Consider the following 14593-nt stretch of genomic DNA (forward strand, 5'->3'; position numbering starts at 1 on the left):
GGTTCGAGTACTTGCTCTTTTTGCTGCTACAAGTCGGACATCCCAGTTTCTTGAGCAACTATGGAAGATAGATCATCTGTGATAACATCCCTCTGGATGACAATTTTTCCTCTCATATTCCGGGTGTCGTAATATTTATGAGCTTCGGCTACACCTTGGCGGGTAAAGGGGAATACGTTGTCTACATGTATATCGAGCTTATTCGTCTGAATCCATTGGATAAACGCTTCCCAGTCGTTAGCATTGGGGCTGATTAAGGCAAACTGGGCATCAATTCCTCGGATGAGAGGTTGCTTAACAATCGCCGGATTTACAAGGGAAATGAACGTCCCATTATTCTTTAATATGCTGTAATTTTTCAGTTCTGTTGCTCCGATTCCCGTGACTTTATCGACAACCGGGTCGCGAACCATATCCAGCACGACATCAACAGGACTCAAAATCTCAGCAAAGTCGGTTGTTGTATAATCAATGACTTCGTCGGCACCGAGCTGAAGAACAAATGAATGATTATGGGCCCGAGCCGTGGTGATCACATAAGCGCCGTGTTGTTTGGCTAATTGTATGGCGATATGTCCTACGCCACCTGCACCGGTGTGGATCAGAATACGCTGTCCCGGCTGCAGTTTACCATAGTGAAATAAGGCTTGCCAGGCCGTCATGCCGGACGCAGAGACCGAAGCAGCTTCTGCATCGGAAAGGGACTGCGTTATCACAGCAAGATCGGATTCTTCCACTGCGACATATTCAGCGTAACCACCTCCTGTACGAGACACCGCAATAACGCGATCCCCGGTTTGTACACGAGTAACCTTTTCCCCTGTGGCCACGACGATTCCAGTTATATCGACTCCAAGAACATAAGGGAATTGGGTGGGCATGAAATGCCTGAATGTTCCGCTCCTAATCAGTTGATCCGCTGAAGATACTGTGGTCGCCTTCATCTCCACGAGCACCTGTGTATCACTAATATGTGGTATATCGAGCTCCTGCTCCGCAAAAACCTCCGAGCCTCCGTAATTTTCTATCACTACTGCTTTCATCATAGTCCTCCATTCGGTATTGCTGGCTGTCAGTTGATTTGTTCCCAGCCGTTCAATATAATGATCGTACTTATAATGGGATTGGACGACAATTGTTAAAACAGTGGAATGTGTATAATATTGAACACAATCTACTGTTTTGTTCAAACTCAGATCCGATAATAAAAGGAGTAAAAATGGACAGAAGAATACAAAAATCACGTGAATCGATTATAGAGGCCTTTATTCAACTGCTGTCCGAAAAAAATTTCGAGCAAATCACGATTAATCAAATTGCAGAGCGAGCGAATGTAAGTCGCGGAACGGTTTATTTGCATTTTATGGACAAGTTTGATTTGTTGGATCAGTGTATAAAATCCCATTTGGTGGAACTGATCGAGAGCAGTCTCTTCTGCGGAGTCACTGGCATATTTCCTTCCAAAGAAGCTCTGCTGCACAGTTTTCGGTATCTGAAAGAACATGACCTATTCTATGGTGCAGTGTTGGCTGATCAAAGTGTTCCGGAATTTCGAACTCGCTTGCAAGCTGCTCTGTTGAGAGGACTGGATAAACAAATCGACATGAGTGGCATCAATCAGGGAAGGAACAAGGGGATTATGATTCAATTCCTTGCTTCCGCGCTGGCTGGCATGATTGAATGGTGGATTACCTCAGCCGAACCGTACTCCGTAGAAGAATTGGTTGATGAATTATGGATTCTGATGGAACGCAATCAAATGACACCTGTACCTCACGTATAGAGGAGAGTTGCTGGGGTTTACTGATTGTTGTGTTCGGTTGATAGATAGTTATCATCAAAAAAAAGAAAGAGCAGGAATGAGGGCATAGTGCCCTACATTCCTGCTCTTTGCATTTTCACTAGTCGAATCAATCACAGATTACTTCGTTACACTGCTCAGCTTGAAAGAGCCGTCGGTCAGCTTGTTTGTATTGGCAAAGTCTACGCCAGGTTTATTCGTTTCCGGGTCAATGATCGCTATCGCGATATCATAGGTTCCGGCAGCAAGACCGGAGACCGGAATGGAATCGGTCAGGGTGTAGGTACCCGTTTTCCACGTGGTCAGATTAACGGTTGTTGTTTTCTTGGCCACCACGGTATTGCCGCTGCGAAGCTGAATTTCAACCGGCCAGGCAAACGGGAAGTGCTGTACGCCTTTATTCTCCACTTTAATGGTTGTTGTCAATGTGTTTCCGCTAATGGTGGATGGGTGCGAGATTTCCTTCACCACAAAGTGGTAACCCATTCGTTTCTTGAGTGCATCGATATTGGCCTGTAAGGCATGATTCAGAGGAAGCGAGGCAGGGGAATTCGGACCCAACCAACTTGGTTTGCTAAGCTCCGTTTGACGTAACGTTTCCGTAAATCCGCTACCGGTGGTTAATGCTGCAAGCATGCCGGAAGCTCCCCCGTAGAATTCGCCGCCTGAGATCCGTGTCTCCCAGAAGTTCGCATGTGCTGGCTGTTGTTGACCGATGTCATCCCAATAGCCATTCTGGGTGCCTGTGTACCAGCCCCAATCGGCATCGAAGCTGTCTTTATGTCCAAACACATCGTTGAACATGCCCATGACCATGCCTTTATTATTGGTTTTGGCGAGGGCGATACTGCGCCGGATCAGAACCTGCATTTTGTCCTCTTTGCCGGCAAAAGCATCGATATAATGCTGGACATACTTGTTCGAGATGTCATTGGTAGGGAAAGCGCCTGTGTAATTGGTCTCCCCATTTGGTCCGACATAAGGCCATGTATGGAACTCGCCCCAGTGTCCGAGAGAACCGATCTGGACAAAGGCGACCGGACGATCATTGGTGTTGTATCTTGCGGCAATGGCCTCAATGGCTAATTTGTGGCGTTCTTGCAGATAGGTGGAGTTGTAGTTCGGAGAGAAGCCCATGTTGTTTCCCGCACCCATGCCTCCGGTGGTATCGTTGTATACGGTTCCCGGGGATTCACCGCGGGCAATCATGTCATTGTAGAGCCAGTCGGGAATATCCCTGTGAGCCTGTCCTGTCGGGCTGTCCAGAATGAAGCGGAACACCACTTTGACGCCTTTACTTTTCCAGTAGGCAAAATTGTTGGCGGCTTCAATTGCACTAAAATCATATGTGCCCTTGGTAGATTCAAGCTCCTTCCAAGTCACTCCGGCATATACGAGCCTGTGTGGCTGTGCATAGGTTGTGCTCTTGGCTGAAGGCGCCCAGCCTTTGAATGGGTTGTTGAGTGGGCTGTCCAGCTCTACGGGATTCACCACGGTATTGTTCCCTGTACCGCCACCTGATCCAGCCGAGGTCAGAAGGTAAGCGGGCAGTGTTTGTCCAGCCGCGGGCAATCTCGATGTATCCGAGCTGTTGTCGATGTACCCGACTCGCACTGTGCTGCCTGCACTGATTTGCAGTGTAGAGAGAGGAATAGCGACCTCTATGACGGTGGAGCTGCGATAGAATTGGGAGCTGGTCAACGTGCTGTTGAAGTTCCAGACCCAGTCGGTCCCGCTGCCGCCATAGCGGTATAACCCCGTATTTTCAAGCAGCCACTCCACTCCTGTAACTCCCCAGCCCGCAGCCTGGTAACCGGTTGAAGTATTGTTATCGGTATTGATCCAGAAGTTGCCCATCGTTGTACTCAGACCAGAGCCTTGAATAAGCAGATAGAGGTTGGTTCCATCATTGGTCGCCTTGAGCGTCTGGGCAGTGCCGCTATTGGTGGTGAGAGCACTAACGCTGCTCCAGTCGCTGACATTGCCATCAATGGTGATGGTTGCAGCAGAGGCTTTGGGCAAGGCTCCCGCAGGCAATAGCAGAGTAATCATAAGGACAAAAGCCAAAAATAGTCCAAAGCTCCGCTTGCTTTGATCCAATAATCTTGTCATGGTATTTCCTCCTGAATAATGGATTTTGAATGATAACTCGTTATGCCCACCCCGAATTTCTTTATGAGGGGAGAGTTAGGAGAGCTCAACTCCTTTCTAATCCACATGAAGTGGCGGGATATTGACGTTTTATGTGAGAGTCGTGGTAGTAATTGGGGGATAAACAATTGAAAAGATGTAATTTTAGTTTGCGGCAAAAATAAAATGTGCTTTCAGTTCTTGGATTCCGTATCTAAATTGCATTATAGGGGATGGATACAGGAGATTCAACAGATATTTTTCCAGAATTTATTGTGTTTTCTATTGAAAATAAGCGTGTTTCATTGAATTTTGAACATGAGTATTGATAGATTTGAATATTATATTTGCCGCAAATAAAAATGGATACAAATTAAAGTATATGATAATACAACAAAAATGTAAACGCTTAATTTATGATGAATAAAGAGTTATACTGTTTAGTAGTATGTAAAATACGCTGTAAATATGTTGCCGCAAAATAATTTAAAATTTAGCCAAAATCAATTGACAAGGGATTAAAACTATTTTACTATCGTTACATAGTCACAGTCCTGTTAGATTTCTTAACATCAAATTGGCTTCATGGCATTTGCCGCAAATTTACGAGCAACGGAGAGTGTAAGCATGGGAAAGATAAAAATGGCTTTTATCGGTGTAGGAGACATGGGGTCACATCATTGCATTGGTTTTGATTTGCTCGAGGATAGTGAGGTTCGTTATATCTGTGATATGAATGAAGCCAATGTGGCACGTACGCTGGCTGAACTTAAGAACAGTAATCCCACCATTGTTAGCGATTATCGTGAACTGCTTGCCAAGGAAGATTTGGATGCGGTGGTCATCAGTGTACCGAACTATTTGCATCGTGAAGTGGCAGTCGCTTTTCTGGAAGCGGGTAAGCATGTATTCCTGGAGAAACCGGTCGCCCATACCATTGAGGACTGTGATGCCATTATAGAAGCGGCTGAAGCCTCGGGACGGGTATTGCAGATCGGATTGGTTTATCGGTATTCGAATCTGTATCGCCGAATGGAGAAGGAATTGGAGAACGGGCGCCTTGGTGACGTGAAATTGATGTGGTGCAAGGAATTCCGTGACCCGTTCCCACCTGCGGATTGGTTCTATGACAAGACCAAGTCTGGGGGAGCGATTGTGGAGAAGGATTGTCATCACTTCGACATTTTCAACTGGATGATCCAGGCGAAGCCTGTCCGCGTGTTTGCCTCTGGAGGCCAGCATGTCATGAAGCAAGGAGAGCCTAATCGAATTCAGAATTCATACAGTCACTATCCGACGAAAGAAATTTCGGATACCTCCATCGTGGACCATGCCTTTATCACCATTGATTATGATAACGGCAGTAAGGCCAATCTCGGCCTGTGCATGTATTTGAAACCGCGCAATCTGATGGGAGAAGGGCTTGAGATTGGCCTGATCGGAGAGAACGGCGGCCAGATGGTGGCCCGTAATGACAAGACGATTGATATCGTTGGCGGACAGGACTGGACGAAGGACCATCTGGAGATTGATGTGACGTCGGATTCCATTATGGGTGGACATACCGGTGGACAGACCCAACGCATTGATTTTCTGAAATGTGTACAGGAAGGCAGACAGCCTTTTGCTAGTGCGCAGGTTGGTCGTAACGCGCTGCTTATTGCCCTGGCGGCAGAGAAATCTATTTTGGAAGAACGGTACGTCTATTTAGAAGAAATTTCAGGCTGAGGGGTGTCATCATGAACAGGTTGAGAAAATATGACACACTGCTGTTTTTTCTCTTCATTTTGCCTTGGATTATCGGATTTATTACCTTTTTCCTGTTTCCTTTCGGGACTTCGGTCTTCTACGCTTTTACGGATGCGAGACTTCCGGGAGCGACCAACTTCAATTTTGTCGGTATTGATAATTTTACACACATGATGGATGATCCCATCTTCTTGAAAAGCTTGATGAACACGATGTTTTTCGTTGTATTCGGTGTTCCGATCGTAACGGCGGGTATGCTCGGTCTGGCGATGCTGCTTAATTTTAATGTCAAAGGTATTGCCTTGTTCCGCACCTTCTTCTATTTACCGACCCTGGTGCCCATTGTGGCAACGGTTATTATCTGGCGGCTGGTGTTCAACTCCGAATTCGGCATCCTGAACGCCGGACTTGGCGCGCTGGGTATAGGCAAAGTGGACTGGATTGGCGGGGAGCACACGATCAAGCCGGTCATCATCATGCTTCAGGTCTGGATCTCGGGCAGTGGAGTACTGATCTTCCTGGCTGCACTGAAAAATGTACCCCGACATTTGTATGAAGCTGCTGCCATTGACGGTGCAAGCGGGATTCGCCGATTTTTCCAAATTACGCTGCCGATGATCAGTCCTTCCATCCTGTTTGTCATCATTATTCAGACAATGTATAACTTTCAGATGTTTACGGAAGCACTGCTGCTATCCAAGGGTGGTCCGAACTACTCTGCGTATACGTTTGTCTACAATATATACAAGTCGGCCTTTACCGATCTGAAATTCAGCATGGCGATGACGCAGTCGATTTTCCTGTTTGCCGTGATCTCGCTTGTCACCCTGATCCTGATGAAAGTATCCAACCGCTTTGTGTATTACGAGGGAGAACGATAGGAGGAGAGTTACATGAACAGCCGAAAAATAGCGGTAAAAGCGTCCCAATATACCATGCTGATTGTAGCATTAATGCTGTTCGCAGGGCCTCTAGTATGGATGCTCTCGACCATGCTGAAAACCAAAGCGGAAACCTACAAGGTACCTCCAACCATCCTGCCAGACACATTCAGTCTGGAAGCCTTTGAACGGTTGTTCGCTGTACAGCCGATGATGTGGCAGTGGATTCAGAACTCATTTATCATTTCCTTTTTTGTTGCGGCGGGAGCGGTGGTGTCCAGTTCACTTGTCGCTTACGGTTTCTCCCGTTTTGCAACGAAGTATCGGAATATTCTGTTCCCGGTCGTGCTTGTTACCTTAATGATTCCTCCATCCATTATGATGATTCCCTCGTACGTCCTTTTTTCCAAGCTGAACTGGATTGACACCTGGTTGCCGCTCATTGTTCCAGCCTGGCTAGGAGGCGCCTATTATATCTTCCTGTTCCGACAGTTTTTCATGACCATTCCCCAGGAGCTGGATGAGGCTACATATCTCGATGGCGGCAATCGCTGGACGGTATATGCACGAGTCATTATGCCGCTGTCCAAACCTATTATTATGACGACCATTATTTTTGCCTTTGTGAATTCCTGGCTCGATTTTCTGGGGCCGTTCCTGTATATCAAAAACGCAGAAATGTTCACGCTGAGTGTGGGCTTGCAGCTGCTGATTGGTCAGACGAGCCAGGATTTGCCGGCGCTCGCTGCGGGTGCATTTATAAGTATTGTACCTATCGGTCTGCTGTATCTGTTTGCACAACGTTATATCGTCGAGGGGGTGGTGCTTACGGGCACCAAAGGGTAGAGTGGCTGCCTGCTTTCCGGTTTTCAGGTGAACAGGACTTATTGATAAGACTTAAAGGGGAGCTGTGTATATGAGAGCGAAGAGTAAACGGCTATTCAATGTATGGGCACTTGTACTTGCTACAATGGTGGTGATCAGTGGATGTGGAAATGGGGGATCGTCCGAAAACGCCGACTCTTCTGGTTCAGGCAGCAGTCAGAGTGAACCTGTAACGATCACATACTCTCAATGGGGGACGGCAGAAGAGCTTCATCGTACACAGGAACTGCTGGATCAGTTCATGAAGGCCAATACCGATATTAAGGTCAAACTCGAAGGCAAGGATTGGGGCAGCTACTGGGACGGACTAACAGCGAATGCAGCTGGGGGCACACTTCCGGACGTGTTCAAAACGAGTTATGCATACGTGGAGAAATACGCCGAGCTGGGCATTTTCAAGGAATTGGACGGCTTGCTCGCGGAAAATCAGTTTGATCTGAACAATGTGGACAAAAGTCTGCTCGGCCTTCATCAATACCAGGGTAAACAAGTATCCCTACCTATCGATGCCAACGTCATCGTATGGTATTACAACAAAGCGATCTTTGAGAATGAAGCCACGAATCCTCATAAAGCTCCCGTTCCATCGCTTGAGCCAACGTGGGATGAAATTACCGACATTGCAACCAAGCTGACGCTGGATAAGAACGGGAAAAGCGCAGACGAAGCGGGTTTTGACGCAGGAAACATTGTGCAGTGGGGCTTGTCCATTTCACCAGGGTCAACGATGGATTGGTTCCTGGAGCCGGAGTTGTGGTCCAACGGTGCGAAACTGGTGAATGACGATGGCTCCCTGGCACTTGAGACACCTGAAGCGATGGAAGTGCTGAACTATTTTATCGACTTGACCAAAAATAAAAAGATCAACACCACACCTGCACAGATTGAAGGTTTGGGTGGACAGGTGAACCTTGCGATTACGACATCCAAAGTAGCGATGAATCCGGGTGGCAGCTGGAATACAACCAACTACCAGGAGGCTGGTGTGGATTATGGTATCTCCTATTTGCCGAAATTCAAAACGAACCAAACCGTTGTTCAGCCAGCAGGTCTTGCCATCAGCTCCAATACAAAACATGAAGAGGCGGCTTACAAGCTGCTGGCTTGGCTGGCAGGTCCGGAAGGTCAGACAGAACTGGCGAAGCAGGGATACTCGATTCCGGCGAACAAGGCCGCAGCGGATGCTTATATTGCCACTGTAGGTGAAGATAATAAAATCTTCCTGGATGCGCAGCAGTATGGCATTGTATCTCCCTTTACAACCAAGAAAACCGATCTGGTCTGGACGTATGGTGAGCAATCACTCAAACTTCCGCTTGCCGGAGATGGTGATCTGAACGCAGCACTTAAGGATTTGGCCTCCAAGATGCAATAAGCAGATATAGAGGTGACAATGCTTCATACGTTTTCATAAAAGAATTAAAATTGCGGCAGTTATGGGGGACAGCAAGCTCCCCGACTGCCGCTATTCTTTTATAAAAGACTGCTCCCGTGCACCATTTCATTGACTTCTGGCCAGTAGAAATATAGAATTATATTTGCCGCAAATTTGTGCTTGCTAAGATGAAATTGCCCCAATACGAATGGGGTTTAAATACATAGGTAGAGGAAAGGTGGGGACTTCACATGGCAAAATTGAAGGATATTGCAGACCGCGTTGGTGTATCGATCTCTACCGTTTCACGTGTGATGAAGAACGATGTCAATCGATCGGTCAGCGATGAAACCCGCAAAAAAATATGGGACACCGCTGAGGAACTGGGCTACCGTTCACAGCGTCCGGCCAAGAAGAAAAAGGTTCAGCCCAAGACGGCATATGCGATTGGCTGTGTGGTAGCCATTCCCCAAAATAAATACAACAGTCCGTATTTTTCTGTCATTATGGAAGGCATTGAGAAGCAGCTTGCTGAAGCGGGCATGCGTCTGGAATTTGTGTACAGCATCGAAAATGACGGGGATATTGTACAGCTGCAGTCTCTGGTGAAGGAACATCAGATTGATGGCATGATTGTGGTGGAACGGATTGATCCGGAAGCCTATCGCTGGCTTAAGACCAATGTACGGACTGTTGTGGGTGTGGATATTACGGACCCGGATATTCCGGTCGTCGGTTATGATCGTGAAGAGGCTGCGAGGGAAGCAACGAATCATCTGATTGCCCAAGGGCATCGGATCATTGCCTACATTGGCGGAGCAGAATTCAAGAATGATTTTCTGGAGGAAAAACGATTTCTTGGTTATCGGCGTGCCATGACTGATGCGGGATTACCTATTGATAATGATTGGGTGATCGATGTGAAATGGGATGTTTCGCTAAGTTATGAATTGACCAAGCAGGCATTTACCAATAATGCGAACAGACCTACGGCCATCTTTGCAGCCAGTGATATGATGGCGATTGCGGCCATGCGTGCTGCAACCGAACAGGGGCTCCGCATTCCGGAGGATATTGCCTTTTTTGGGGTAGATAATATTGAAATATCCGAATTCACCTCTCCACCGCTATCGACCATCCATGTACCCAAGCTGGAGATGGGCATGTTCGCGGTGAAACAGCTGCTCGATTATCTGGATCATTCGTATGAAGTGGCAGTCAAAATGATCGTACCGTACCGCTGTATATTCCGCCAGTCTTCCAATGGCAAAATAAAATAGCTTTTAACCAAAGAGTTCCCTTGTCCAGATTTGGACGAAGGGAACTTTTTGGTTAAGAATTAATCGTAGATCACATTTTTCCCTTCATCACTTAATTTTTTTAAAGATGTGAGCATATGATTTATCTCTTCATCGGAGTGTCTTTCCCATGAAGCTAATTCAGCTACTATTTTTAGAGGTGATTTAGATCTGTATGAGCGTGTTGGGTTGCCGGGGAATTTTTTATCAGTTAAGTTAGGATCATTTTCAAAATCTCCTAATGGTTCTACAATGTAGATTCTTTCTTTGGCGTTCGTTTTTGCTAATTCAGCACCCCACTTGGCAGCATTTAGTGTTCCCGTAAAGTAAATATAGTTAGATTTTTTATCTTGGTAATTGGATAAGTATTGCGGTTCTAATAAATCTCCAATGTTCAGTTCTGCTTTAGTACCATGAAAAAAAGGGCCATTATCTAAGACATTTTTTGGATCATCCATACTGATGCACCTCTTTTTTAGAATTGTATTAAGCAGTATAGTGTAGGAATCGCAAAAAAAACAGTCTATAAAAAACATGAAAATAACGTTACAATATAAGTAGAGAGAATGATATTGAGCGGAAATTACCTATATAGGCTGAATTAAAAGTTATGGTTTGGCTCGGAAAAATGAACCATTTGTCTAAACGATATTTCAAAAAGCATGGAGCAGACTGCACATTGGCAGGCTGCTCCTTTTTTTATAACATTCTGGATAACTTCCGGTATTCCCGAGGTGAAATGCCTTCATATTTGCGGAACATGCGGCTGAAATAATGAATGTCCGGGTAACCACTTTGTACACCGACAGCCTCAATGGAATGATCGGTTTCCCGCAATAGTTTGCGTGCCTCGCTCAGACGGACGGATTGAATGTATTCGTTGGGCGGTATGCCCGCCATCTGTTTGAACAATTTGGCCATGTGATCCACACTCAGGTTCAATTGTTTGGCGATGCCCGAATTGGTCCACGGGTCGGATGGGGAGACTTCTATACGTTTCATGAGTTCGAGCAGCTTCTCCCCGTGTACCGAATCATGGCGTGACGACCTTCGCCAGGATGAACGCAGCAGATGCGTCAATATTTGCAGCATCAAGCCTTTGCATACCAGTTCATATCCCGGTGGGCGCATCGTAAATTCATGTACTAGTTGCTCCATAAGCTGCACGGTAGCTGGAGAAGGGGTATACACCGGGTTGATAGATAGCGGCGTCATGCCCTCTGCGCAAGCTTCCACTGCGAATTTGTGGTGCAGAACCGTCTCTTCGTTAACAACCATATCTGCCTCGGTCTGAATGGTCAATTCGTTGAAGAAATCAAAATGAATGCCAATGAAACGTGCTTCCGGGCTCGAAACCACCTCATTCTGATGATAGACACCGGAAGGCAGCAAGATTAGCTGACCCGCCTTCAGAATATGGTGTTTATCGTTCATATAAGTTGCCGCTTCACCTTGAGAGACGTACAGAAGTTCAAAATCATACAGACGCCGCTTGGCCAGTTTGCCAGGAGGAAGACTCTGGAACTGAGCGTAATGCACGCTCGGGGACCATTCCTTGTAAGTGGCGGTTCGTTGCACAGGATATCCCGCTTGTTGGAGAGACATTTCAAATCATCTCCTTTTCTAAGAATATAGGTTGGAATTAATCAAAATAGATCAGCTGAAATTGAACGGAATTATGCAAATAATCTCTTTATCTCCTAAATAAATGATCACGTAAGTTATTTATAATATATGTATTATCACATGTTCTTACGAGAGAGACAACATCACGGATTATGCTAAAAAGGGAGGATTAGGATGCACTCTCTCCCTGTGGAACGGAGCACGAGTTATTGCTGCAAGCCCCTCAGTTCAGTTGCACAGTGTGGATTCCCCTCGGCTGCGGATTGGGAACGATGTATTCCAGTGGAACTGGTGGACACGGTAACAGGCAGACCACCTAATCAATCCACGGAAGTCCGTTTTGGCTGGAGTCCCGAATACTTGCATATTCGCTTTGTATGCCAGGATGATTACGTCGTATCTGATTTCACGGAAAGGGATCAGCCCTTGTATGAGCAGGATGTGGTTGAACTGTTCATTGATGAACAGGGCGATGGCAGGAACTACATCGAGTTGGAGGTAAGCCCGCACAACGTGGTTTTTGATACATTCATCCACAATAACGGCGAAGGTTCTGAATTGAAGGTAGATGTAACCTGGCAGCTGGAGGGGTTGCAAACGGCTGTGGAAGTGGATCATCAGGGCCGTCGGGTGTATGTGATCCATATTCCAGCGAGTAACTTCAAGGCGCCCCTGACTAAAGGGGGGTGCTGGAGGGTCAACGTTTACCGAATTGACGAGAATGTGCAGGGAGATCGGGAGTATCAGGCATGGCAGCCCACGGGTGCTGTAAACTTTCATTTGCCTGCCCGATTTGGTCATTTTCAATTAGGATAGCTAGACGATGCTGAAGAACAGATATTCATATTTTGAAGGAGGGTATTCGGATGAAAAAAGGGATTAACATATGGTCGTTTCCAGGAAATGCCTCTATTGCGGATTGTATTCAGACGGCGAAGCAAGCTGGCTTTGAGGGGATTGAACTTTCGCTTAATGGAGAAGGCGAGCTGAGTCTGTCTGCCTCGGATCAGGAGGTTCGTGATATTCAGGGACGTCTCGAAGAGGCTGGCCTCGAAATTGCGGGACTTGCAACCGGATTGTACTGGGATTATCCGATGACGAGTGCTCATCCGGAGATTCGCACGAAAGCACTGGATGTGTGTAAAAAACAGCTGGAGCTTGCCGCGGCATTTGGTGTGGATACCATTTTGGTCATTCCGGGTGCGGTCGGTGTGGACTTTATTCCAGACAGCGAAGTAACAGATTATGAAGTTGCCTATGAACGGGCACAAGAAGCCCTTGCGCATCTGCTGCCGTATGCGGAGAGTGCCGGAGTATCGATTGGTATTGAGAACGTATGGAACAAATTCTTGGTGTCGCCGCTAGAGCTGCGTACCTTTATTGATTCTTTTAATTCGGATTATATAGGTTCGTATTTCGATGTGGGCAATGTCGTACAGAACGGTTACCCGGAGCAGTGGGTTCGCATTCTGGGTCACCGGATCAAGAAGGTGCACTTTAAGGATTACCGTCGTCAAGCGGGAGGACTTCATGGATTTGTGGATCTGCTGGCTGGAGATGTGAACTATCCGGCGGTGATGCAGGCATTACAGGCCATTGGTTACGACAACTATGTGACTGCTGAGATGATTCCGCCTTACACTCATCATTCGAAGCAGATCATATTTAATACATCCAAAGCGATGGATGCCATTCTTGGACGTTCTCAGGAATAGATACGGATAACAACAATTATACGATATATAATCTATATTTTTGTGGGAGGTAGAAACATGTTAAAAGTGGGATTGATCGGTTTTGGGTTTATGGGACGTATGCATTTTGATAACTATGTACGCCTTGCCTCAGAAGGGGAACCCGTGAAATTGGTAGCCATCTGCGATCTGAGAATAGAGGAACTGAAGAACGGTAAAGCAGCCGGCAACATGGCGACAGAGCAAGAGGTATATGATCTCACACCTTATCGTTTGTACGACAACATTGACGCGATGCTGGAACAAGAAGAACTGGATATCATTGATATTACGCTGCCTACGCCACTGCATGCTGAATTAACGTGTTCGTTGCTGGAAAAGGGCATGCATGTGCTGTGTGAGAAGCCGGTTGCGCGCCATTCGGCGGAAGGCTGGAAGATGGCAGAGACAGCCAAAGCGACTGGGAAAACACTGATGATTGGTCAATGTTTACGCTTCTGGCCAGCCTATGCCTATCTGAAATCCGTAGTAGAAGACGGGCGTTATGGAGCGGTCAACGCAGGTTATTTCTTCAGGGGTTCAGATTTGCCTCAAGAGTGGTTTTTGGATGGGGAGAAAAGCGGTGGCTGCATTTTAGATATGCACATCCATGATGCCGATATTATCCACTGGGTGTTTGGCAAACCGGATCACGTATCCACGCTGGCTCGCAACGTCATTCCGGGAAGCGGTTATGATACCGTATCCACCAATTATGTATACCCTGACGGAAAAGTGCTGAATGCCCAAGCTGACTGGACGCTGGGGGGAGACTACGGTTTCTCGATGACCTATCGCGTTAATTTGGAGCAGGGAAATCTGGTCTTTGAGAATGGCGAGCTGAAAGTAAATCCGAACGATGCTCCCGGTTTCGTCGCTGAGCTGTCACCCGACTCTGGATATTATCACCAACTCAAATATTTTATCCAGTCTGTTCAAGCAGGTACGCCTGTATCTGTATGTACACCGGAGAGTGCAACAGGCACACTTGAGTTAATTGAAGCGGAAATGCGCTCGGCGGATGAGCGTGGGGCATTGGTTTCATTATAATAGAAAGAGCAGAACCTGTGATGCAGGTTCTGCTCTTTGCATTTCTGAAGTAGTACGACTTGTGG

General features: G+C 46.6%; 13 protein-coding genes. 9 read left to right on the forward strand and 4 right to left on the reverse strand.

The genetic code is table 11. The features are described from left to right. Positions 1–26: 26 nt before the first annotated feature. On the reverse strand, positions 27–1046 hold the full coding sequence (locus RS891_RS05180) for an NADP-dependent oxidoreductase (protein WP_315794660.1): 1020 nt from the start codon (positions 1044–1046) through the stop codon (positions 27–29). 173 nt (positions 1047–1219) lie between these two features. On the opposite strand from RS891_RS05180, the gene RS891_RS05185 reads away from it, so the two are divergent. Further along, on the forward strand, positions 1220–1783 hold the full coding sequence (locus tag RS891_RS05185) for a TetR/AcrR family transcriptional regulator (RefSeq protein WP_113056063.1): 564 nt from the start codon (positions 1220–1222) through the stop codon (positions 1781–1783). A gap of 138 nt (positions 1784–1921) precedes the next feature. Here RS891_RS05185 and RS891_RS05190 read toward each other — a convergent pair whose 3' ends face one another. Then, positions 1922–3913, reverse strand: a complete 1992-nt coding sequence (locus tag RS891_RS05190) for a DUF4832 domain-containing protein (protein WP_315794661.1) — start codon at positions 3911–3913, stop codon at positions 1922–1924. 645 nt (positions 3914–4558) lie between these two features. Between RS891_RS05190 and RS891_RS05195 the strand changes: the two genes are divergently transcribed. The 5 genes from RS891_RS05195 (at position 4559) to RS891_RS05215 (ending at position 10101) form a co-directional block, all read left to right on the forward strand. After that, entirely contained in the window at positions 4559–5659 is a 1101-nt protein-coding gene (locus RS891_RS05195) for a Gfo/Idh/MocA family protein (RefSeq protein WP_315794662.1), read from the forward strand. Between the two features lie 11 nt (positions 5660–5670). After that, complete coding sequence (locus RS891_RS05200; RefSeq protein WP_072735121.1) at positions 5671–6561, forward strand: carbohydrate ABC transporter permease; 891 nt, start codon at positions 5671–5673, stop codon at positions 6559–6561. 12 nt (positions 6562–6573) lie between these two features. Beyond that, positions 6574–7407: a carbohydrate ABC transporter permease gene (locus RS891_RS05205; RefSeq protein WP_099855528.1), complete on the forward strand. Its 834-nt coding sequence runs from the start codon at positions 6574–6576 to the stop codon at positions 7405–7407. Positions 7408–7477: 70 nt separating this feature from the next. Then, a complete protein-coding gene (locus tag RS891_RS05210) occupies positions 7478–8821 on the forward strand; it encodes an ABC transporter substrate-binding protein (protein ID WP_053784042.1) in 1344 nt (447 codons plus the stop codon). A gap of 251 nt (positions 8822–9072) precedes the next feature. Then, complete coding sequence (locus RS891_RS05215; RefSeq protein ID WP_315794663.1) at positions 9073–10101, forward strand: LacI family DNA-binding transcriptional regulator; 1029 nt, start codon at positions 9073–9075, stop codon at positions 10099–10101. A gap of 59 nt (positions 10102–10160) precedes the next feature. Here the strand turns inward: RS891_RS05215 and arr are convergent, their stop codons facing one another. Together arr and RS891_RS05225 are read right to left on the reverse strand one after the other, a co-directional pair. Further along, positions 10161–10577: an NAD(+)--rifampin ADP-ribosyltransferase gene (gene arr / locus RS891_RS05220; RefSeq protein ID WP_315794664.1), complete on the reverse strand. Its 417-nt coding sequence runs from the start codon at positions 10575–10577 to the stop codon at positions 10161–10163. 241 nt (positions 10578–10818) lie between these two features. After that, positions 10819–11724, reverse strand: coding sequence for a helix-turn-helix transcriptional regulator (locus RS891_RS05225; RefSeq protein WP_315794665.1), 906 nt, complete (start codon positions 11722–11724; stop codon positions 10819–10821). A gap of 195 nt (positions 11725–11919) precedes the next feature. On the opposite strand from RS891_RS05225, the gene RS891_RS05230 reads away from it, so the two are divergent. The 3 genes from RS891_RS05230 to RS891_RS05240 are packed head-to-tail and all read left to right on the forward strand — an operon-like array spanning position 11920 to position 14528. Further along, the gene (locus RS891_RS05230; protein WP_315794666.1) at positions 11920–12561 is read left to right on the forward strand and encodes a carbohydrate-binding family 9-like protein; all 642 of its coding nucleotides are present in this window, start codon (positions 11920–11922) and stop codon (positions 12559–12561) included. A 50-nt stretch (positions 12562–12611) separates the two neighbouring features. After that, the gene (locus RS891_RS05235; protein ID WP_315794667.1) at positions 12612–13460 is read left to right on the forward strand and encodes a sugar phosphate isomerase/epimerase family protein; all 849 of its coding nucleotides are present in this window, start codon (positions 12612–12614) and stop codon (positions 13458–13460) included. A 57-nt stretch (positions 13461–13517) separates the two neighbouring features. After that, entirely contained in the window at positions 13518–14528 is a 1011-nt protein-coding gene (locus RS891_RS05240) for a Gfo/Idh/MocA family protein (protein WP_315794668.1), read from the forward strand. Positions 14529–14593: the final 65 nt, after the last annotated feature.

Origin of the sequence: Paenibacillus sp. BIC5C1, from assembly GCF_032399705.1 — a bacterium.
Taxonomy (GTDB): Bacteria; Bacillota; Bacilli; order Paenibacillales; family Paenibacillaceae; genus Paenibacillus; species Paenibacillus taichungensis_A.

Coding starts and splice junctions, on each gene's coding strand:
- RS891_RS05195 (WP_315794662.1), top strand. CDS start 4,559: ATGGGAAAGATAAAAATGGCTTTTATCGGTGTAGGAGACATGGGGTCA.
- arr (WP_315794664.1), bottom strand. CDS start 10,577: ATGGATGATCCAAAAAATGTCTTAGATAATGGCCCTTTTTTTCATGGT.
- RS891_RS05185 (WP_113056063.1), top strand. CDS start 1,220: ATGGACAGAAGAATACAAAAATCACGTGAATCGATTATAGAGGCCTTT.
- RS891_RS05240 (WP_315794668.1), top strand. CDS start 13,518: ATGTTAAAAGTGGGATTGATCGGTTTTGGGTTTATGGGACGTATGCAT.
- RS891_RS05210 (WP_053784042.1), top strand. CDS start 7,478: ATGAGAGCGAAGAGTAAACGGCTATTCAATGTATGGGCACTTGTACTT.
- RS891_RS05230 (WP_315794666.1), top strand. CDS start 11,920: ATGCACTCTCTCCCTGTGGAACGGAGCACGAGTTATTGCTGCAAGCCC.
- RS891_RS05235 (WP_315794667.1), top strand. CDS start 12,612: ATGAAAAAAGGGATTAACATATGGTCGTTTCCAGGAAATGCCTCTATT.
- RS891_RS05180 (WP_315794660.1), bottom strand. CDS start 1,046: ATGATGAAAGCAGTAGTGATAGAAAATTACGGAGGCTCGGAGGTTTTT.
- RS891_RS05205 (WP_099855528.1), top strand. CDS start 6,574: ATGAACAGCCGAAAAATAGCGGTAAAAGCGTCCCAATATACCATGCTG.
- RS891_RS05215 (WP_315794663.1), top strand. CDS start 9,073: ATGGCAAAATTGAAGGATATTGCAGACCGCGTTGGTGTATCGATCTCT.
- RS891_RS05190 (WP_315794661.1), bottom strand. CDS start 3,913: ATGACAAGATTATTGGATCAAAGCAAGCGGAGCTTTGGACTATTTTTG.
- RS891_RS05225 (WP_315794665.1), bottom strand. CDS start 11,724: ATGTCTCTCCAACAAGCGGGATATCCTGTGCAACGAACCGCCACTTAC.
- RS891_RS05200 (WP_072735121.1), top strand. CDS start 5,671: ATGAACAGGTTGAGAAAATATGACACACTGCTGTTTTTTCTCTTCATT.